This window comes from Neobacillus sp. PS3-12, from assembly GCF_030915385.1.
Taxonomy (GTDB): domain Bacteria; phylum Bacillota; class Bacilli; order Bacillales; family Cytobacillaceae; genus JAEVLT01.
Map to the genome: position 1 here is coordinate 5,086,431 of NZ_CP133268.1, position 19,628 is coordinate 5,106,058.

The 19,628-nt window shown below is 36.1% G+C and carries 18 protein-coding genes; 13 read left to right on the plus strand and 5 right to left on the minus strand.

The genetic code is table 11. From position 1 onward, the window contains the following. The first annotated feature begins 230 nt into the window (after positions 1 to 230). Positions 231 to 818 carry a spore protease YyaC gene (gene yyaC / locus RCG17_RS25510; RefSeq protein ID WP_308172815.1) on the plus strand — a complete coding sequence of 196 codons (588 nt, stop codon included), beginning with the start codon at positions 231 to 233 and terminating at the stop codon, positions 816 to 818. A gap of 91 nt (positions 819 to 909) precedes the next feature. Further along, complete coding sequence (locus tag RCG17_RS25515; RefSeq protein WP_308172816.1) at positions 910 to 1,590, plus strand: GntR family transcriptional regulator; 681 nt, start codon at positions 910 to 912, stop codon at positions 1,588 to 1,590. A 37-nt stretch (positions 1,591 to 1,627) separates the two neighbouring features. Here RCG17_RS25515 and nadX read toward each other — a convergent pair whose 3' ends face one another. Then, on the minus strand, positions 1,628 to 2,434 hold the full coding sequence (nadX, locus tag RCG17_RS25520) for an aspartate dehydrogenase (RefSeq protein ID WP_308172817.1): 807 nt from the start codon (positions 2,432 to 2,434) through the stop codon (positions 1,628 to 1,630). 708 nt (positions 2,435 to 3,142) lie between these two features. Between nadX and RCG17_RS25525 the strand changes: the two genes are divergently transcribed. Both RCG17_RS25525 and RCG17_RS25530 read left to right on the plus strand, forming a co-directional pair. Further along, complete coding sequence (locus tag RCG17_RS25525) at positions 3,143 to 4,576, plus strand: transporter permease (protein ID WP_308172818.1); 1,434 nt, start codon at positions 3,143 to 3,145, stop codon at positions 4,574 to 4,576. A gap of 132 nt (positions 4,577 to 4,708) precedes the next feature. Beyond that, entirely contained in the window at positions 4,709 to 5,392 is a 684-nt protein-coding gene (locus RCG17_RS25530; RefSeq protein ID WP_308172819.1) for an NAD(P)-binding domain-containing protein, read from the plus strand. A gap of 81 nt (positions 5,393 to 5,473) precedes the next feature. Here the strand turns inward: RCG17_RS25530 and RCG17_RS25535 are convergent, their stop codons facing one another. Together RCG17_RS25535 and RCG17_RS25540 are read right to left on the minus strand one after the other, a co-directional pair. Beyond that, positions 5,474 to 6,856: a hypothetical protein gene (locus tag RCG17_RS25535; protein ID WP_308172820.1), complete on the minus strand. Its 1,383-nt coding sequence runs from the start codon at positions 6,854 to 6,856 to the stop codon at positions 5,474 to 5,476. Between the two features lie 354 nt (positions 6,857 to 7,210). Then, positions 7,211 to 7,543, minus strand: coding sequence for a hypothetical protein (locus RCG17_RS25540; RefSeq protein WP_308172821.1), 333 nt, complete (start codon positions 7,541 to 7,543; stop codon positions 7,211 to 7,213). Between the two features lie 303 nt (positions 7,544 to 7,846). Here RCG17_RS25540 and RCG17_RS25545 point away from each other — a divergent pair, with 303 nt between their 5' ends. The 9 genes from RCG17_RS25545 to RCG17_RS25585 all read left to right on the plus strand — a co-directional run bounded on the left by RCG17_RS25545 (position 7,847) and on the right by RCG17_RS25585 (position 14,691). Next, entirely contained in the window at positions 7,847 to 8,179 is a 333-nt protein-coding gene (locus RCG17_RS25545) for a 2Fe-2S iron-sulfur cluster-binding protein (protein ID WP_308172823.1), read from the plus strand. 61 nt (positions 8,180 to 8,240) lie between these two features. Continuing rightward, positions 8,241 to 9,011, plus strand: coding sequence for a creatininase family protein (locus RCG17_RS25550; RefSeq protein WP_308172824.1), 771 nt, complete (start codon positions 8,241 to 8,243; stop codon positions 9,009 to 9,011). A 251-nt stretch (positions 9,012 to 9,262) separates the two neighbouring features. Beyond that, positions 9,263 to 9,991, plus strand: a complete 729-nt coding sequence (locus RCG17_RS25555; protein ID WP_308172825.1) for an iron-containing redox enzyme family protein — start codon at positions 9,263 to 9,265, stop codon at positions 9,989 to 9,991. A gap of 99 nt (positions 9,992 to 10,090) precedes the next feature. Continuing rightward, positions 10,091 to 11,596 (plus strand): aldehyde dehydrogenase family protein, encoded by a 1,506-nt coding sequence (locus tag RCG17_RS25560; RefSeq protein WP_308172826.1) that lies wholly within the window; start codon positions 10,091 to 10,093, stop codon positions 11,594 to 11,596. A gap of 73 nt (positions 11,597 to 11,669) precedes the next feature. Further along, entirely contained in the window at positions 11,670 to 12,146 is a 477-nt protein-coding gene (locus tag RCG17_RS25565) for a GlcG/HbpS family heme-binding protein (RefSeq protein ID WP_308172827.1), read from the plus strand. Between the two features lie 178 nt (positions 12,147 to 12,324). Next, positions 12,325 to 12,921, plus strand: coding sequence for a chromate transporter (locus tag RCG17_RS25570; protein WP_308172828.1), 597 nt, complete (start codon positions 12,325 to 12,327; stop codon positions 12,919 to 12,921). Continuing rightward, on the plus strand, positions 12,918 to 13,448 hold the full coding sequence (locus RCG17_RS25575) for a chromate transporter (protein WP_308172829.1): 531 nt from the start codon (positions 12,918 to 12,920) through the stop codon (positions 13,446 to 13,448). Before RCG17_RS25570 ends, RCG17_RS25575 begins: the two co-directional genes overlap by 4 nt. A gap of 39 nt (positions 13,449 to 13,487) precedes the next feature. Continuing rightward, positions 13,488 to 14,177 carry a GntR family transcriptional regulator gene (locus RCG17_RS25580; protein WP_308175955.1) on the plus strand — a complete coding sequence of 230 codons (690 nt, stop codon included), beginning with the start codon at positions 13,488 to 13,490 and terminating at the stop codon, positions 14,175 to 14,177. 163 nt (positions 14,178 to 14,340) lie between these two features. Then, entirely contained in the window at positions 14,341 to 14,691 is a 351-nt protein-coding gene (locus RCG17_RS25585) for a 2Fe-2S iron-sulfur cluster-binding protein (RefSeq protein WP_308172830.1), read from the plus strand. Positions 14,692 to 14,775: 84 nt separating this feature from the next. Here the strand turns inward: RCG17_RS25585 and RCG17_RS25590 are convergent, their stop codons facing one another. Together RCG17_RS25590 and RCG17_RS25595 are read right to left on the minus strand one after the other, a co-directional pair. Continuing rightward, positions 14,776 to 15,867, minus strand: a complete 1,092-nt coding sequence (locus RCG17_RS25590; protein WP_308172831.1) for a tetratricopeptide repeat-containing glycosyltransferase family 2 protein — start codon at positions 15,865 to 15,867, stop codon at positions 14,776 to 14,778. A 179-nt stretch (positions 15,868 to 16,046) separates the two neighbouring features. Beyond that, positions 16,047 to 19,571: an efflux RND transporter permease subunit gene (locus RCG17_RS25595; protein ID WP_308172832.1), complete on the minus strand. Its 3,525-nt coding sequence runs from the start codon at positions 19,569 to 19,571 to the stop codon at positions 16,047 to 16,049. Between the last annotated feature and the right edge of the window lie 57 nt (positions 19,572 to 19,628).

Sequence of the window (19,628 nt, forward strand, 5' to 3'; positions counted from 1 at the left end):
CCTTTTTTTTATCTGATGTATTCTATGAAATTTAAATAAGATGAGTATGGACTAGCATCCAAAAAAATATTATTTTTAATTTTTTTTTTATATAAGTTTTAGGATAAAAAGTATCTTTTTTTAATGAAGGAACTTTACAAATTTTGTCGAACCTTCTTCATTAATCAAATTTTTGATCTAGTTGTTGTAATGTTTATGTGTGTGGAAGATTAGAGAGGGGTTTGATCCATTTGTGGCCTTTTAAGAAAAACAATGAGGAAAAAAGAAGAGTTGAAAGGTCAAATAAAACATTTACTCGAGAAACGTCAGAAGAAGAAGAAATTGCAAAAATGGCTAATAAATTAAAAGAAATAATTGCCAATACTTCGAAGGAGATCATCTTTTTATGTATTGGTTCAGATCGTTCTACCGGAGATTCACTTGGTCCATTGGTAGGAACGATTTTAAAAGATAAAAATACACCTTTTCCTATTTATGGAACACTACAAGCACCTGTACATGCCTTAAATATTAAAAAGGTTTTGAAGGAAATTCATGATACATTTGAAGATCCATTCATTATCGGAATTGATGCGTGTTTAGGGGATGAAAGCAAAATTGGTACAATTTTTATCGTAGAAGGGGCTTTTATTCCAGGTAAAGCATTAAAAAAAGATTTGCCTAGTGTAGGCGATTGTCATTTAAAAGCGATTGTAAACTATTTTGACCCATTGTCACCTGTGCAATCCTTAAATAGCACTCGTTTGTACACTGTTATAAAAATAGCTGATATCATGTCTAAAATTATAACTAGAGCTATATATAACAAGTTAAAGTGATGCAAAGTTGGCAACTTCTCAAAAATTGGTGCTCTTTTTGTGATTGAGATATAATTAATATAATGTGCATTATAGGAAGAGGAGGTAAAATATGGGGAATGATTGGACGGAAGAAAATCTGATCTCAATACGGGAGAGGGTTTATCTATACATTAAAGATTTAATTTTAGATGGAGAATTTAAAACAGGTGATCGCCTCGTTGAGCGGGAACTAGCAGAAAGATTAAATATTAGCAGAACACCTATCAGGGAAGCATTATTTAGATTAGAATCACAGGGATTTGTAAAAACAGTACCAAGAAAAGGTGTGATTGTTGCCGATATTTCTGAGAAAGAAATTATTGAGGTGTTTACGATTCTGTCATCACTTGAGGTTTTGGCAGTCAAATTAGCTGTACAAAAGCTAGATGATGAAACGAAAAGAAAATTTACTTCTTGTATAAAAAAAGTGGAGAAATGTTTACAAAATAAAAATGAAGTTGACTTCTCCGATTTGCACTCAGAGCTGAATTATCTTTTATATAGTTCTGCCAAAAATACAAAACTCTACGAAATTTTGAGCGGTTTATCAGATTATATCCGTGCATTTGCTAAAAAAGGCTATCAAAAAGCGGGAAGAGCAGAACAGTCAATGGAAGAACATTTAAAAATTATGGAGGCTATCGTTAACAAGGAAAGTGACATGTCCGAATATTTAACGAAGATTCATATCGAGAATTCTAAAAAAGCCTATGTTGAAGCTGTCAAGAAAAGTGAAGAAAAAAAGAGATAAAATAAAAAAAGGGCTAATCTTAGCCCTTTTTCGTACACTATATCCCAACAACTACAGATGAGGTTAGGTTTTTCAGTACCTTTGCCACACTCATTGCTACAATTGGACTGGATTTAGGGTTTTGCTTGAATGGTATATTTTGAATGGATATTTTAACTTCCCCAAAAAATCCCTTCGCATGTATGGTATGTGTGTTACGCTCAATCGTAGGATCAACAAATACTTTCACTTTTGTTTGATCGAATCCGATTCCAGCGATACTAAGTGCAGCGGAAACATTTATATTTTCAGGAAATAATTTTGCTGCTTCTTGTGCCACACCATCAAAGATACAATATGGCTCATTGATGGTTTCCAAATCTACCATTTCCTCAGCGAAAGTCCCATACCAGCTTCTAGTAGGCTTTCTGGTAATAAGAGTTATTTCTTCAATTTCTCCTAAAGCACCAGCAGCAATTCTATCCAAACCGGCAATTGCAGCAGAAGGAATCAGGATTTGTTTGCTTGTTTCTGTTGCGGCATTTTGTAATTTCCCATAAAAGTCACTATCTGCTAAAGCACCTACCGATAGAACCATCAAGTTACTTCCGCTTCTAAGAGCTTTTTCACCATAAAGCTGTAATGCATCATGCCCCGCAGCTTCTATAATAATATCTAGGTTTTGATTAAAGAATACATTTTCATCAATCGTAATCAAAAAAGGATGCTCAGAAGACTCGTTGGCAACAAGTTTATTTCTAACAAGAACAGCCTTTAAATCAACATCTCCAGCCTGGTGTGACTGAATTAATTTAGTAATACATTTTCCTAATGTTCCAAATCCGATGATCCCTACTTTTAACATTACTCATTCACCTCATTAATAGATTAAAAAAATTGTTCTTTCAGTACCAAATCCCTAAAATAAAATACAATGTTAGTTTTTCTGACAATATTGAAGTTTGTTGGAATATGTTGTGCTACTCTAAATCTATGAAACTGGTAAGATTTAGATTTGAAATTAGGAGGGGGTAAATGGAAAATATATTTGGTATACGAAGTACTCAATTTTCTATCTATTTTACCTAAAGGGGGGTACGATATCAAGAATAATATTGCCAATATACAAAAATATCAAAATTTTTAAAATTGTTTGCAAATTTAAGAATTTTAATATATGATAGTTTATAAGTTACCCATAGTGGGAAAGTGAGGTGTAATTTTCTATTCATAACATCTAGTTTATACTCATTTGCTTTAATGTTTAGAGGTATCTGGATTCAGCAGAAAAAAGAAGAAAGTGCAGAGGATAATTGTTTTTTATTTAATTGGTATACAATCTACAATATACAAGGTGCTGTTTGCAACTGGAAATCATTTTTTTAATTATCAATCTTGCGGTAAGGCTGTCACTTATTTACCTAATAAAATTTCAAGTTGATAGTGAATGGTGAAGGTGTTTTCTCGGTGAATATTCTTACATATGGATCCTCACCCTCCCAATCCTATTTAACAATTTAAAAGAACAGGTAAAAAAGAGAGTTAAGAACATTAAAATTTTTGGAGGGAATATATGGGATTAACAGCAGCTCATTGGGTGTATCTAGTTGTCACTGTAGCAGTAATTGTGATTATGCTTTTTAGAAAAGGTATTGTTTTACCCCTGATTATTGGGACCTTTTTAGTAGCAGCAGTGTATAAAGGGAGCATTATTGCCGGGTTTCAAGCTGTATTTAATGCGAACCTTGTTGCAGCTAAAGAGCTATTTAGTATTTTCCTGATTATTTCCATTATGATAGGTCTCCTTAATTCTTTGAAAGATCTAGGAGCAGATAAAAGAATGGTTGTTCCGATTCAAAAAATAATGGTAAACGGTCATATTTCCTATCTTGTTTTAATGGTAACAACCTATGTGATTTCGCTCTTTTTCTGGCCAACTCCCGCTGTTCCACTAATTTGTGCTTTGCTAGTTCCTGCGGCAGTAAATGCAGGATTGCCTGTAATGACATCAGCAATGGTTATTGTTATTGCTGGCCAAGGGATGGCATTATCATCAGACTATATTATGCAAGTCGCACCAATGCTAAGTGCTAAAGCAGCAGGTATTGATAAAGCTGCTGTTTCTGATAAAGCATTCATCCTTTCACTTATTACAGGGTTAAGCTCCCTTGCGATTGTCTATGTAACTCATCGAAAAGCAATTACCAAAAAATCCGACAGGAAAGAAGACAAAGCTTTCTTTGATGTAGCAAATGAACTTGCAGCTACGGTAGAAGAAAGCGCTGATATCATTCAGAGAAAAGCAACTTGGGGAAAAGTGTTTGCGATTATTGTACCTTTAGCAATGCTCGGGGTTATGGTCTTTATGTTCCAAACCAAGCTTGGCGGAGGATCAGGTTTTGAAGGAGGAGACGGTGCAGCATTTATCGGCGGTGTTGCAACTATTCTATTAATTTTAGCTACTATCGCATTTAACAGAATACATGCATTGGATAAAATTAGCGAGCATATTACAGAAGGATTTGTATTCGCATTCAGGGCAATGGCGCCAGTTATTCCAATTGCAGGCTTCTTCTTTATGGGAAGTGGAGATTTCTCAGCGGCAATTCTTTCATTACCTGATAAAGCCCCTAAACCAGCATTTTTATTTGATTTAATTCAACATGGACAACAATATATTCCACATAATCCAATTTTTGCGGCAGTTGGTATCTTGATAGTTGGTATTATTACAGGATTGGATGGTTCTGGATTTGCTGGTCTTCCATTAACAGGTGCATTGTCTGGGGCTCTGGCTCATGGCAGTCACTTAGATCCATCCGTTATGGCGGCAATTGGCCAAATGGGCTCTGTTTGGAGTGGTGGAGGAACAATCATTGCATGGTCTTCACTCGTAGCAGTAGCAGGCTTCCTGCAAGTATCACCATTAGAATTAGCCAGAAAAAATTTCTTGCCAGTTATTATCGGACTATTGCTTGCAACTATATTAGCCGTAATCATATGGTAGAGATTTTGTAATAAAATTTAAGGGATTATTATATAATGTAAGGGCTTCCAAAAACTAGTTAGTTCCTAACTTGTTGGGAAGCCCTTTTTTATAAAGTGCTGCATCATAATAATAAAAAACAGGAGAGTAATAATGGAAAACTATAAAATTGGTTTAGTGGGATTAGGGAAACTGGGGACTGCTATGATGAGTCATTGGAATCAAAACAATATAAAGATAGGAGTTTTTCATCGTGATCAAACAAAGGCAAGAGAGTTTGTAAACCAATTTCAGAATGGCTATTTATTAGCGGCAAGCGAATTAAAAGAGCTCGATCTGCTAATTTTAGCATTACCAGCAACTTCGATTATTCCTTTTATTACGAGTTTAAAGATTCAAGGTAATTCTGGTCATTCTCCGTATTTCATAAATATGGCAACAACACTTCATACGAACGAAATTTCTAAGACGTTCCCAGACTTAAATGTTATTGGTTTAAAATATATGGGGCATGCAAGAGACTTATTGGAGCACGGAAATGGACTATTTATTTCGGAAAACACACTTCAAAAAATAATTGAGGAATTATTTTCAAATTTAGGAAACGTAAAGCAAGAAAGTGAGAATTGTTTAGCGGAAGTTAATAAACTTGCCACTTTTTATGCTGTAAAAACTGCCGCGGAGATTGAGAATGAGTTTGCGAAACGAGGCTATCCGCTTGAGTATGTTAAAAGAGCTTTGACTTCTATCAGCCCCGAAGTGATCCGATCTTATAGTGAAGGAAGCCTTGGACACTTTGCAAAGGAAATCGCTAAAAAGATCCAACAAAATGATTGAATTTAATACAAAAAATAGAGGAGAGTGTCAGTAATTGTGACTGTCACCCTCCTCTATTTATATTAATTTTTGTATTTCATTCTATGAAAAAAGTAATTGTAATAAGCATAAATACAGCATGACGCAGGCAATATACAACCCTGCAAATGAAAGATTCCAATTTGATACCTTATAGGAGCTTTCTTTAACAATGTTCGACATAAGCCCTAATGTGGCATTATAAGGTCCAACTAGAAATGCGGAAACAGCTCCTGCTAACATGGCTACAGTTAATACAAGTGGTGATATACCAATTGCTTTCGGATCTAGGCCCTGAATCATTAATGCAAGTGAAACAGCGGGATGAAGACCTAGAAAAGCGAACAACAACGGAATTAATGGCAGTAAAATCAAAAAGATGTTTACACCGGCAACGTGAATAAATTTAGTTACCAGGAGATATAACCAATGATTTGTATGGGAGACATTCATCGCAGAGATAAAAAATCCTGCAGATAAATAAATAAAAAATTGATCTTTCATACTAATGGCAAAAGATTGAAAATGCTTTAACAATTCATGACCAAATTGGTTGCCTTGTCTTAAAAAAAGCGACCAAACAAAAGCAAAAGGGATGACTAATAATGAAACAAGAATTAAAAAGGGATATGGCACCATTTTTTCAACAATGGATATAACTACATTGAAAATAATGATGGCAAGTAAAATTTGAAAAACCCTACCTGAACGGTCTGGCCCAGTATTTTCTATTGTACTGGCTGTCTCATGGGCTGCAAGATTCTTTTGGGTTTTGATCATCATCTTTGATTTGCGAGATCCAATGTACCAATCTAATCCCATCCCTAAAATACTAAGAGGAATTACATATGGAAGGATAGAAACCCATGTCACTCCTGTCATTGTTATGACAATTCCCACGATCGGAGTAACTGGGGCCCACACTAAAGGCATGGCAAAACCTCGGGAAATCGCTCTAGACATAAATCGCTCTTTATTTTGTACGGTAAAAAGACTTAAGGCAGGTCTGATTGAGTAATAAGTCATTGGTAAAGTTGCAAGGTTCATAAAAATACTAAAAAAATAAGATATGCCTGAAGTGATCATATAAAGCTGTCCGGAAGTTTTTATTCGTTTTTGAATAATCATTTGAATGCTCTCACTATAATTACCAAGTTTAATAGGGATTCCTAAAATTGGAATTAGTGTAAACATTGTCAACAAGTCGAGCATAGGACCAAAGGAAAGAATGTATTGATTCCAATGAGCCCGACTTGTCCATAAAAGTATCACACCAAGAATTAAGAAACAGCTTCCTAAAATTTGAACAAATCGTTTTGCTTGGAACAATGTGCAGAGTACAATTATGAGACATAAACCAGAGAGCATAAACTTGATATCAGTATGAGGAAAAAGGACAGAAAATAAATACAAAAGAATCACAAATAGAAACATCGACCTCAGCATCGTTTCACCTACTTTGTATTTTTTTGTATACCAAAAATGATAAACCTGGAGAAAAAAGCCACAATTCGATCACATTTAAAACTATTTTTGGTATTTGGTATACAATATAGTTGTAAAAGTTTATTAATCATAATACAATAAAAATGTAGAATAACTCAGTAAATAGGAGGAATTAAAATGTTAAACTTTTTATTTGGTTCCAAAAAGGCTGTATTAAAAGCTGAGAAGAAACTAGCTTCCTTAAGAAAAACACTTAAATTTTAATATTTCTAACTTTATATTCATCCACCAAGTTCATCATATAAAAGCCGGAGAGACAACAGGTTCTCTCCTGACTTTTTAGCTAATAGCATCTTATACAGTCATTTCAGACTTAACAAGTTTAGAGTTTTTCGAATCCTCGCTGTTACCAGATGCCTTTACGATCTCATTTAATTCTTCGCGTGCCGCTTCAATCGTGTCAAATTTTTCAAAAAACTTTACATTAATTTTGTTAACGTATTCCTTTCCTTCGTATTTCTCATATAATTGAATTTTTATATTTTCATCTAAGATTTTGGCAATCGTGTATTTTGCTTTTAATTTTTCAAAAAAGTAAAAATTGTATGTCTCGACTACCTCTAACCCGTCATTTTCTAGAACTGTTTGGAAGGTTTCCTTATTTGTTAAAACAATATATTTTCCCATAAAGCCCTCCTCCTAATTATTTATCATTTTCATATGATCCAGTATTTCAATATTTCTATTCTGTCATTACCACCTCTTCGGAATATTGTATACCAAACTATTTATTTGTATTTTATACTATTTAATGAAAACGTTCAATAATATATTCTAAATATTAAAAAAATTATGAGAATGGCGAAGCTCATCAATAAAAAAAAGTGTCAATTCCAAATTAAAAAGATCATGTTTGCTTCTTGGTTAAATTAATTGTATACTTCATACTAAGAATCTAAATATTCTGAATATATAGAAAGGGGAAATATTATGCCAAAAGTAATTCTTCATGTTGACGGAACGATTGTTGAGCAGGACGTAAAGGATAATGCTAACTTAGTGGTGCTGGCGGGAATCCGTCAATTTCCGAAATTAAAATATGGTTGTGGAATGGGACGATGTACAAAATGTACCTGTCAAGTGATATCTGGAGCGGAAAACTTAGCCCCTCCGAATTGGAAAGAAGAAAAAATGCTTGGTGATAAAGTGAATGAAGGGTACCGATTAACCTGCCAATTTACCGTGCAAGAGGATATTGAGATTACGCAAGAATATATAGCAGTTGAGGCTCCTAAAAAGAGGTCTACGATTCAAGCTCCTTAGGAAATTTATTTTTAAATATAGTTGGTATACGAAATACAAAATAAATTATGAGGTGAATTTTGTGGATTGTTATAATCTCACTAGCATGACATGGAAGGAAGTCGAAGAATCACTAAAAACTGTTCAGCTTGCGATAATCCCAATTGGAGCACATGAACAACATGGTCCACACATGGTAGAGAGCTGTGATGCCGTTCTTGCAGAGCAAATGGCTAAAAAACTTGGGCAAAGAATGTATCCCTATGCATGGGTTACCCCTACAATAAATATGGGGATTTCACCGCATCACATAAATTTTCCCGGTACCATATCTTTACAACCGACGACTCTTATTGCCGTTTTAAAAGATATGATTTCGTCATTAAAATATCACGGAATTAAAAAATTTCTGCTACTTAATTCACACGGTGGCAATCAATCAACATTAAACGTAGCTTCATCCATGCTAACAAACGAACTTGAAGTAGAAATTTACTATGCAAAAACAACAGCTTCTGCCAGAAAGTCATTTGAAAAATACGTAACATCATCTTTATTTGGTCATAGTTGTGAACGTGAAGTATCAGAAGCATTATATTTAGCTCCAGAACTTGTTCGAATGGATGAACTTGAAAAAGGCGATATTCGGGAAGATGGAAGATGGAAGCAGCTTAGACCAGGTAAAGCCATTCAAGGATTTTATTTCTATGAAGAAATGACCAAAAATGGTTGTATTGGGGATGCGACAAAAGCCAGCAAGGAGATTGGCCAGCATATTGTTGAGGAATCATTGGATAACCTTACGGAAGAACTCAATAAATTGCTAAATCTAAAAGCAGATATACCTTATTAACAAAAGCGATCTTATTAAATAAACAAATAAAAACTTAAAATTATAAATTTTTAAAAAATTCTAAAAACACTATTTACAAAGTGAATAAAGTAAGATATTATATCATTAAAGGTATACCAAATACCTGATAGCTAAAAATGAAAGCTTGTTTAATAGAAGCAAACTTTTATTTTTAAAATAATTTGGTATACAAAATATCAAATGCCAAACATATTTAAAAACCTATTATACATTCGAGGAGGAATATTAGAATGGCAGAACTATTATCAAAGGATGAATTTCGTAAAGAATTAGAGGAAGCAATTAAAGGAAATCATAGCCAAAAGGCTCCTTTTACAGTAGCTTGGGCCGAAGGTAAACTTGAGAGAGAACACTTCGCAAGATGGGCTGAAAATCATTACCATTATGTTGGGCCCTTCGCCGACTACTTAGCGTATATCTACCATAATACTCCTAATATCCCAGAATATGAATCAGCAAAAGACTTCACCCTTCAAAATATGTATGAAGAAGAAATTGCTGCTGATCGTCATACTGATTTACTTATTCGTTTCGCAGAGGCATGTGGAACTACTCGTGAAAGAGTAATGGATCCTCAGAATATGGCCATCACGACTTTAGGTCTTCAAAGCTGGTGTTATGCAGTTGCTGCCCGTGAACATTTCGTAGTGGCAACAGCAGCACTTGTTGTAGGGTTAGAATCTCAAGTTCCAGATATTTATCGGAAACAAACTCCAGCGCTAAGAGAAAAGTATCAATTTACCGATGAAGAAATCGAATTCTTCGATCTTCACATCGTTTCAGATGAAATTCATGGTGAGCGAGGATACAAAATTGTTCTAGACCATGCCAATACTCCTGAATTACAGCAACGTTGTTTAGAAATTGTTCGTACAGGAGCAAAAATGCGCCGCATGTACATGGATGGCCTTTGGAAAGAATATCTTGAGAAGGATCTAGGAACTTTAGTTCAATCTTAATTAGAACTAATTGAAATCACATATCGGGATTCAAGAGATTACTCTTGAATCCTCTCCTAAACTGGCTGTCATATAAATCTTGTAAAATCGAGGTTCAACATGACGGCCCGTTTTTTAATTAGATTAGAAAAAGGTGATAGTTTGCTAACGACTAAAATTGAGACTTTCAATAACTATATCAATGGTGAATGGACACAATCAGTAACGAATAAACTTTTTTACAGCATAAATCCTGCGAATACCGAAGACGTAGTAGGAGCATTTCAAGCTTCAAATGAAGAAGATGTTAAATTGGCGATTGAGTCTGCATCAAAAGCATTCCCTAATTGGGCAAAAACAGCCCCATCAAAACGTGCTGCTATTTTAAATAGAGCAGCGGATATTTTAGAGCAAAACGCTGATCAATACGCTGAAGAATTAACGAGAGAAGAAGGAAAGCATGTTAAAGATGCCAAGAATGAAGTGATTCGTTCAGCACAGACGCTTCGATTTTATGCAATCGAAGGCCAAACGCTTACAGGAGAAACGTTTCCTAATGATGATCCAAATATGAAAGTTTCAACAGAGAGGGAGCCACTTGGAGTTGTAAGTGTGATTACACCATGGAACTTTCCACTTTCTATTCCTGCCAGAAAAATCGCTCCTGCGCTCATCACAGGAAACACAGTGGTTTTTAAACCTTCATCAGACACTCCTTTAATTGCTGTACGTCTAGTGGAAGCACTGCAACTGGCCGGAATTCCTAATGGTGTGATCAACTTCGTAACAGGAAAAGCTTCGGATGTAGGGGATCTTTTGGTAACACACCCTGCAATAAGAGCCATCACTTTTACAGGATCGACGGCTGCTGGTGAAGATATTCATAAAAAATCGTCATTTACCACTCGAACACAAATGGAGCTTGGTGGGAAAAATCCGTTGATTGTTATGGATGATGCGGATCTAGACCTTGCTGTTGATTTAACAGTAAATGGAGGGTTTTCCTTAACGGGCCAAGCTTGTACTGGAACAAGCAGGGTTATTGTCTTGAAAAACGTGAAGGAACAGTTTGTCCAAAAACTAATTGAAAAAACAGCTTCGCTTAAAATTGGAAATGGCTTTGAAGAGGGAGTAAAAATTGGTCCTCTTGCGAACGAAAAACAATTAAAAAATGTTTTAAAGTACATTGAAATTGGAAAAGAAGATGGAGCTGCACTCGCTTTTGGCGGTGAGAGAATTGATGCTGGTGTTTTCGGAAATGGCTATTTCGTAAGTCCTGCGATCTTTACCAATGTAAAGTCAAATCATCGAATTGCCAAAGAAGAGATTTTTGGTCCCGTTGTGGCTATTATCGAAGTAGATTCATATGAAGAAGCGATCAAGATTGCTAACGAAGTAGAATATGGATTATCTGCTGGGATCGTTACCAATAATCTTAAAACTGCCAATCAATTTACAAAAGATATCCAGGCCGGCACAGTGAAGGTGAATCGCACAACGACCGGTAACTTAATCAACGCACCATTTGGCGGCTTGAAAAAATCAAGTACCTCAACATTCCGTGAATCAGGAAGAGTAGGTCTTGAATTTTTCACACAACTAAAAACAGTTTATATCGGTTATTAAAAATAAAGGCTGTCGCTCAAAACAACAGACTAATTTAACACAGCCAAAATATAAAATAGTTGAGGAGAACAATATGAAAGCAGCATTGAAACTGGAATTAGAAGAAGCAAAACTTATGATTGAAGCAGCAAAGAAAAAATCAGAAGAAATTAACGTACTTGAAACGATTGCCATAGTGGATGATGGCGGAAATCTAATTGCACTTGAAAGAATGAACGGCGCACGTATTACTGGCCCTGAAATTTCAATCGCTAAAGCGTACACAGCTTCTGGTCATAAAAGATCCACTCATTTATTTAATAAGGAACCAAATGGACCTGCACTTCCAGGTAATGAAGCATTTGGAATTCAACAGATGCTTCCTGGCAAATTTGCTATTTTTGTAGGTGGATTTCCAATTGTTGTGAATGGTGAAGTTGTTGGCGGAATTGGAGTAAGCGGGGGAAATGGCGAACAAGATACCGCAGTAGGAACGGCAGCACTGCAAGCATTACAGAAACATTTGGGCAATGAATTAGAAGTAATAACCAAAGCTGATATTAAAATTTGAACTCATTAGCAACTTAATTTTTAAATAATTAAGACAAGTAAAATTCCGTATAAGTTGTTCGGTTTCCGCGGAAATAATCAACACCCCCTGGAATACCGAACAAATCTAGCGGAATTAATTTATATATGTACCCGAAGAGTAATGAAATTGTTGTTTTTTTTAGGAAGGGGAGAATCGTTTGAAACCCTATGTTGATTTAGCAATTGGGTTTGCACGTACCGGCGTTACGGGATATGGTGGAGGTCCATCAACGATACCATTGATTGAATACGAAGCTGTTCAAAAATATAAATGGGTAACAGTTGAAGAGTTTGGTGAAATACTAGCTCTGGCAAATACACTCCCAGGCCCAATTGCAACAAAAATGGCAGCTTATGTCGGCTTTAAAGTGAAGGGCGGCTTGGGTGCAGTAGTAGCCATTTTATCGCATATAGTGCCTACAATCTTTGGGATGATTGCTTTATTGGGAGTGCTTTACAAGTTTCGCAACTCACCAATTGTAGGCGGGATGGTTCAAGGGGTTACACCAGTAATCGGATACATGCTGGCGGAAATGGCGTATCGTTTTTTTCAAAATGGCCGCAAGGGCTTAGGTTTATCAAAAATGCTTATTTTTTCAATTATTTCTTTAGTATTTATCCAATTTCTAGGGGTACATCCTGGAATATTAATCGCCGTATTTCTTATTTCAGCCTTTTTCATTGCTTCACGTAAAGAAAAGTCAGCAAAGGATTCATCTGGTAAAGTGATACAAATGAAGGAGAAAAGCTCATGATCTATTTGCATCTATTTTGGTCGTTTTTGATTGCTAATTTATTAGGGTATGGCGGCGGGCCTGCAATCATTCCATTAGTTCAAAATGAAGCCGTCAATCATTATCATTGGATGAGTTTATCTGAATTTAGTAATCTATTAGCGATTGCAAATGCACTGCCGGGTCCGATTGCAACAAAAATGGGCGGTTTTATCGGCTATCAAATGGGTGGAATCCTGGGTTGTCTTGTGGCCCTTGCTGCAACGATCCTTCCATCAGCCATAGCAGTGATCATTTTGTTTAAGTTTGTAAATTTATTCAAAGATTCACCAAAAGTAAAGTTAATGACAAAGTCAGTACAGCCGATCATTTTTATTTTGCTTGCGGTGATGGCTTACCAATTCTTTTTCTCAGAATTTCAAAAAAACGGCGCATTTCACCTTATCCTATTGGCTTTTCTAAGCTACCTAACTTTAAGTAAATTTAAGGTTCATCCATCTCTTGTTATCATTGGTTCTTTAGTCTATGGAGGGGTCTTTTTATCCTAACCTTTTTTAAAAAATATTTAAAAAATAGCGGGTGTAATGATGGAAATAACGTGGGAGGAAAAAAATCTATTATCTATTCGAGAGCATGCATATTTATTTTTAAAAAAGTCGATTCTCGAAGGTGAATTCCAAGCTGGTGATCGTCTTATTGAAAGAGAACTTGCTGCCAAATTAAAAATTAGCCGTACGCCTATTCGGGAGGCTTTGTTTCGGCTTGAATCGCAAGGTTTTGTAAAAACTGTTCCCAGAAAAGGTGTTGTTGTCTCGGATATTTCCGAAAATGAGGTTATTGAGGTGTTTACCATTTTAGCTTCATTAGAAGTACTCGCAGTAAAATTAGCAGCTCAAAAAATGGATAACGAAACAAGGCAGGAATTGGACCAAAAGATAAAAGAATTGAATTTATTAGAGCAGCGATCGGAAGAAGATTTTAATTTAGAACATATTCAAATGAATCGTTTAATCAACAAAGCGTCGAAAAGTCCAAAATTATTCGAAATTCTTTCTGGTCTAATTGATTATATTCATATGGCAGCCAATATGGGATATGAAACTCCGGGGAGAAGAAAAGAGTCATTAAAAGAACATATAGGGATCATGAAGGCCCTTCATGATCAGGATGTGGAAATAGCTGAGTATTTAATGAGAATTCATATTGAAAATTCAAAAAAGGCTTATATAAATTATGTTGAGAGTCTAAAAGAGAAGCAGAATAAAAAGAAAAAATAAAACAGGCCACTCGAAGAAAAGTAGCCTGTTTTATTATTATAAGTTTTTATGTTGAGGAATATTATTATTAATATCAAGATGTTTAAAATTTATTATATTATCGGAATATTACAATCATTGTATATTGTATACCAATAAAATATTTTAAGGGGAGGAAATGACAATGCCAAAAATCCGTTTCATAAATAGCAATAAAGAATTTGATGTACCAAATGGATCAAGTATATTAAGAATGTCACTTCGCTATGATGGAGAGCTTCCAAACCGATGTGGCGGGGGAATTTGTGGGTCATGTGTCTTTAAAGCAGAAGAGGGTACGGAATTTTTAGATAATGTGAAGGTACAAGAAAGAAGAAAATTAGGGGAAGAATGGTTAAAAAAGGGATATCGCCTCGGATGCCAGACATTTGTGACAGACGGTGATGTTGCCATTTCTTGGGATGACGAAGTTACAAGTCAAGTAAAGGTAAGAAAGCCGGATAAGATTCAAAAAGAAGTAACTGCAAGTAAATAATTTTTATTACTTAACAAAAAAGAAGGGTCTCCCTTCTTTTTTATGTTTTTTTACGAGTAAAACTCTCATGGGGAATGGCATGACTTATGATGAACCTTGGTCTGGCCCTTGAATAAGAGGTTCTAGATAACGCTTGTTATGAAGAATACTCGGATGATCTGGCAGATATTTTCGTGCAATCTCATTGTGTACATATGCTGATGCAAAATTTCCTAACATATCATAACAAACGCATAATTGTAAATGTGGTAGCCAAGTCCAATAGGCATGATTAATTAATCCCATATTGTCAGTTGGTTTTTCCAACCCAGTGGCAAGTTTATACCAAAATATAGCTATATTGTACTGATGATCTTCAAGAAAGCGGGCACCAAGGCGACAGCAAAACTCAGCTCGGGGGGAGTCGTATTCAAAGGATTTTAGAATGTATTGAAGCTCAAGCTTATGATCTCCTATAGTATTAAAACAATCTGCTAATCTTCCGCAAGCCGAAATGTAGTCCTCAACCCAACCAGTAGTTGTTGCTAAAAATTTTTTATAAAATTCTATCGCTTTATTGATTTTCTGATGCTCAAATAGTTCATTAGCAAAGTAATAAAGATCCCTTGGTGAGAATTGTTCACCCCGCTTTAAACGATTTTCATAGATTCGAAGGTTCCTGTCTGAATCATGATGGATGCGGTTATGGGTGACAGCAATATCGCTATGAAGGATACTTCCCCAAACCTCCAGGTACTCGTGTACGGGCCCGCGCCATTGAAAATTGTTGCGTTTTTTCACAAGTCGATTACGGCGCAGGCTGGAAGTGACATTTCCGTTTTCATCAAAAGCCAGATTGTAATGCATGGTTACAGAATCTATCGAAGGGTCCAGAGTTTCTTTTAACGATAAAAATTTTTTACGGTCATCTTCCAACAAGCTATCATCGGCATCTAACCAAAAAATGTAGTCCATTTTAGCATGACTAAACGCAAAATTACGTGCTGTAGCAAAGTCATTGATCCATTTAAAATCAATGATCCTATCTGTGTATCGAGATACGACTTCTTTTGTTCGATCAGTTGACCCTGTATCAACGATGATAATTTCATTGACAAGGTCTTTTACAGAATCTAAACATTTCGCAATGCTGTCTTCTTCATTTTTTACAATCATACAAAGGCTGACTGTTATCAAGTTCGTCGCTCCTTTAACCCAATGTTCGTCCTTTACTCTAAACTATGAAAAAAGAGCAGACATGGTGTGTACAATCCCTGTATTCGTTGGAGGTAAAAAATATCATATACATGGTGATTCGTATAATAATACAAAAAAGACCAAAGTCTGAGGTGACCTTGGTCTTTTTGAATATTCTATTATGCGAGTTCGTTTAGTAATTTCTCATTTTTTCGTTGTTTATGGTAGATCAATTCATATACGACAGGAACAACTATTAGTGTTAAGAATGTTGATGTTGTAAGCCCGCCGATTACAACAATAGCCAGTGATTGTGAGAGCAGTGCACCTTCGGACATGCCAAGTGACATCGGCAGCAGTGCACATATTGTTGCTATGGCCGTCATTAAGATTGGACGTAACCGAGTCGCACCAGCTTCAAGTAATGCTTCACGAATGGACAATCCTTTTTTACGTTGCTGCTGAACACGGTCAACAAGCACAATTGCATTTGTAACGGCAATTCCGACAAGCATCAGTGCTCCAATCATCGCTGGCATATCAAGAACCTTTCCAGATATAAATAAGCCAACTAATCCTCCGATAATTGCAAGAGGAAGTGCAAACAAGATCGTAAATGGGGCTTTTGCTTCACCAAAGGCGATAACCATTACAAGGTAAACAGCGCCAATTGCAACGAGCAAGGCCATCCCAAGCTGTGAAAACCCTTCATTCATTTGCGAGGATACACCGCCAATTGAAGCCTTTACAGTACCCGGAAGCTTCACATCTTTCAATTGAGAAGTTACCTGTTTGGTAATGCTGCCCACATCATTCGATTTCGATGAAAGTGTTATCGTTGCATATTGTTCTCCATTCTTTTCTTGTATGCTGACAGGACCCTGAACTTCTTGAATGTCAGCCACATCGGATAAATGCAGTGTTTTTCCCATAGTTGTTTTAATTTCTAAGGAGGAAATATCCTCGATTTTCGATGGAGGATCAATTTTTAGACCGAGATTGACATCTACCTGATCTTTACCTATTTTAAAGGTGGTTACTTTTTGGTCTGTTAATAATTGTTGAACCGAACCCATAATCTGAGCCGTTGTTAACCCCTCTGCAGCAGCTGCATCTTTTTTGACATTGATGTTGATTTGTGGTTTTGATTCACTTAAATTGTTTTCAATGTCAGAAACATCCGTTATTTTTTTAAATTGCTTTGTTAATATATTTGTTGCTTCTTTTACTTCTCCTAAGTTGCTACCAGTGACAGTCACTTCAACATTATTGTTGTTTCCGCCATTTGGATTCATTTGGGTAACCTGGATTTTTGCCTGAGCATTCGTCAAAGGATTAACTTCCTTTTGAAGTTTTTTCACAGTCACTTCAACATCAGCTGTATCCGAGAGCTTTACAAAAATTGTACCGGAGTTCGTACCAGAAATTTTCCCGGTTGTGTTCAAGGAACCTTTGGCAGAGCCAATGGTGGTCTGGTAGAAATCAATATTTTTCGCCTTCGCCAGCAGTGATTCCACTTTTTTAACTGTTTCATCGGTTGTCTTTAATGTTGTTCCTACAGGGTAAGTGATATCCACGTTCACATACTTATCCTTTGATTGCGGAATAAAGCCTGTACCGATTAGAGGAATTAATGAAAGACTTCCAATAAGAAGCAAAATCGATCCGATTGATACAATCAGCTTATGATTCAGTGCCCAGTTCAATGTTGTTTGATACTTTTTCTTCAATTTTCCATTTCCAGCATGTTCATGTGCGAGATTTTTCTGCTTTAACAAAAATAATTTTGCTAAAAGGGGTACAACCGTTACCGCTACAATAAGTGATGCTAAAAGAGAGAAGACCACGGTTAATGCAAACGGTAAAAAGATTTTACCGATCATCCCACTTACTAAACCAAGTGGTAAAAACACAGCCATTGTTGTTAATGTACTCGATGTAATAGCTGAGGCAACTTCTTTTACACCTAACAAAATAACATTGGTATCCCTGTCTTTTGTCTTCATAATTTGTCTGTACGTATTTTCGATGACAACAATACTATCATCAACAACACGTCCAACTGCAACAGCTAATCCGCCTAATGTCATGACATTAAGGGTAATATTAAGTTGTTTTAAAAATAACATTGCAATTAAAATCGACAGCGGAATCGAAATAACCGAAATAAGGGTTGAACGTACGTTTCTTAAAAATAATAGAATAACGATACAGGCAAATATGGCGCCTAGAATTCCTTCTTTAAGCATCCCATTAATGGATTGTTTTACAGCAGTGGATTGATCAAAAACAACCGTCACATCTGTCCCTTTTGGCAGATCTCCTTTTAGTTTAGCAAGTTGTGTTTTGACTCCATCAGCTACATCAACTGTATTAGAATCCTGTGTTTTAATGATATCAAGGACAACGCTCGGAGCTCCATTTGTTCTGGAAATGGCAGAGGCGTTTTCACTACCTGTTTTAATCTCGGCAATATCCTTCAATGCAACTAACTGTATTGATTGGTCATTGTTGGCTGCAGGTGTTTGATTTTCTACTGTTGCCGACTTTTGTTTTTGTTGCAGCTGTTGCTGCCCATTTTGGGTGCCTGTGTTTTTCATTGCTTCCTGCAATGTTTTTAGTTGTTGCTGCATTGCATTTAGTGCTGTCTGCCCAATTTGAATTTGTTTTGAAAGCTGTAAAATGGTTTGTTGTGCTTTTGCTTTTTCCTCGGCAGTTGAACTTGGATTTGTGAGGATTACATTTTGCTGTTGCAAGGCAAATTTTGCATCAGTCAGTTGGTTTTGGGTGTCGCCAATGGCTGACACTAATTGAATTTGGGCTGACAAGGCCTGATTCATTCCTGCCATGCCTTGACCTAATTGACCAACAGATTGACCCAATTGCCCTACGGCCTGTCCCAGGTCGGAAACGCCTTTTCCAATCTGTGAAAATGTATTGGCCATCGCCTTTTGTGAATCTGGAAAAATCGGAATGAGCAAATTACGAACATCATCTGCAGATGTAATTTTTCCGGATAAACGGACGGGTTTTGATTGGTCCCCAATCGTTAGAGACGTTATAGGGAAGGACATATTGTTTCCTTGCAATTGCTGCTGGACTTGTTGGAAGGTAATCCCTTTTTCTTTTAGTTTGTCAGGTAATAACCGTACGTAAACGCCGCTGTCTCGTTGGGTGGATACATTGACTTGCCCAACACCGGCAACGGTTGTTAAGTTTGACACAATATTTTCGCGTACTTGTTTTTCTAATTCTCCATCTGAAAGGTGTTTATTTGATAATGAAACCTTTAAAATTGGAAAAGACCCAAAGCTGATCCGTGTTACTTGTGGTGTTACCACACCTTCGGGTAATTTTACATTCTTAACGGCATCTTCAATTTTTTGTTTGGCATCATCTAAATTTGCTGAATAATCAAATTGAGCAACAATCGCCGAAATATTATCCGATGAGGTTGTGCTAATATCCTTTAATCCAGGTATTCCTGATAAAGATTTAGAGAGCGGTTCTGATACTAAATCCTTAATATCGTCTGGAGCAGCTCCAGGATATGGGGTAATAATGGCGATAATTGGAATGTTTACATCTGGCATTGTTTCTTTTTTAAGATTAACTGCTGAGTAGCTGCCACCAAAAGCAATGAGTACTGCAATAATCAAAACAGCCGCTGTATTTTTTAACGAAAATCGTGTTAGCCAATTCATTATGAAAATGGGACCCCCTGCCTAAGTTTTTGTACAAAATGACCTTATAGTCACAAG

Excerpts from the sequence above, each read along its gene's own strand:
- nadX (WP_308172817.1), bottom strand. The coding sequence starts at position 2,434 with ATGTTAAAAGTAGGGATCATCGGATTTGGAACATTAGGAAAATGTATT.
- RCG17_RS25565 (WP_308172827.1), top strand. The coding sequence starts at position 11,670 with ATGAAAGCAGCATTGAAACTGGAATTAGAAGAAGCAAAACTTATGATT.
- RCG17_RS25560 (WP_308172826.1), top strand. The coding sequence starts at position 10,091 with ATGACGGCCCGTTTTTTAATTAGATTAGAAAAAGGTGATAGTTTGCTA.
- RCG17_RS25580 (WP_308175955.1), top strand. The coding sequence starts at position 13,488 with ATGGAAATAACGTGGGAGGAAAAAAATCTATTATCTATTCGAGAGCAT.
- RCG17_RS25535 (WP_308172820.1), bottom strand. The coding sequence starts at position 6,856 with ATGCTGAGGTCGATGTTTCTATTTGTGATTCTTTTGTATTTATTTTCT.
- RCG17_RS25545 (WP_308172823.1), top strand. The coding sequence starts at position 7,847 with ATGCCAAAAGTAATTCTTCATGTTGACGGAACGATTGTTGAGCAGGAC.
- RCG17_RS25540 (WP_308172821.1), bottom strand. The coding sequence starts at position 7,543 with ATGGGAAAATATATTGTTTTAACAAATAAGGAAACCTTCCAAACAGTT.
- RCG17_RS25515 (WP_308172816.1), top strand. The coding sequence starts at position 910 with ATGGGGAATGATTGGACGGAAGAAAATCTGATCTCAATACGGGAGAGG.
- RCG17_RS25525 (WP_308172818.1), top strand. The coding sequence starts at position 3,143 with ATGGGATTAACAGCAGCTCATTGGGTGTATCTAGTTGTCACTGTAGCA.
- RCG17_RS25575 (WP_308172829.1), top strand. The coding sequence starts at position 12,918 with ATGATCTATTTGCATCTATTTTGGTCGTTTTTGATTGCTAATTTATTA.
- RCG17_RS25555 (WP_308172825.1), top strand. The coding sequence starts at position 9,263 with ATGGCAGAACTATTATCAAAGGATGAATTTCGTAAAGAATTAGAGGAA.
- RCG17_RS25585 (WP_308172830.1), top strand. The coding sequence starts at position 14,341 with ATGCCAAAAATCCGTTTCATAAATAGCAATAAAGAATTTGATGTACCA.
- RCG17_RS25595 (WP_308172832.1), bottom strand. The coding sequence starts at position 19,571 with ATGAATTGGCTAACACGATTTTCGTTAAAAAATACAGCGGCTGTTTTG.
- RCG17_RS25530 (WP_308172819.1), top strand. The coding sequence starts at position 4,709 with ATGGAAAACTATAAAATTGGTTTAGTGGGATTAGGGAAACTGGGGACT.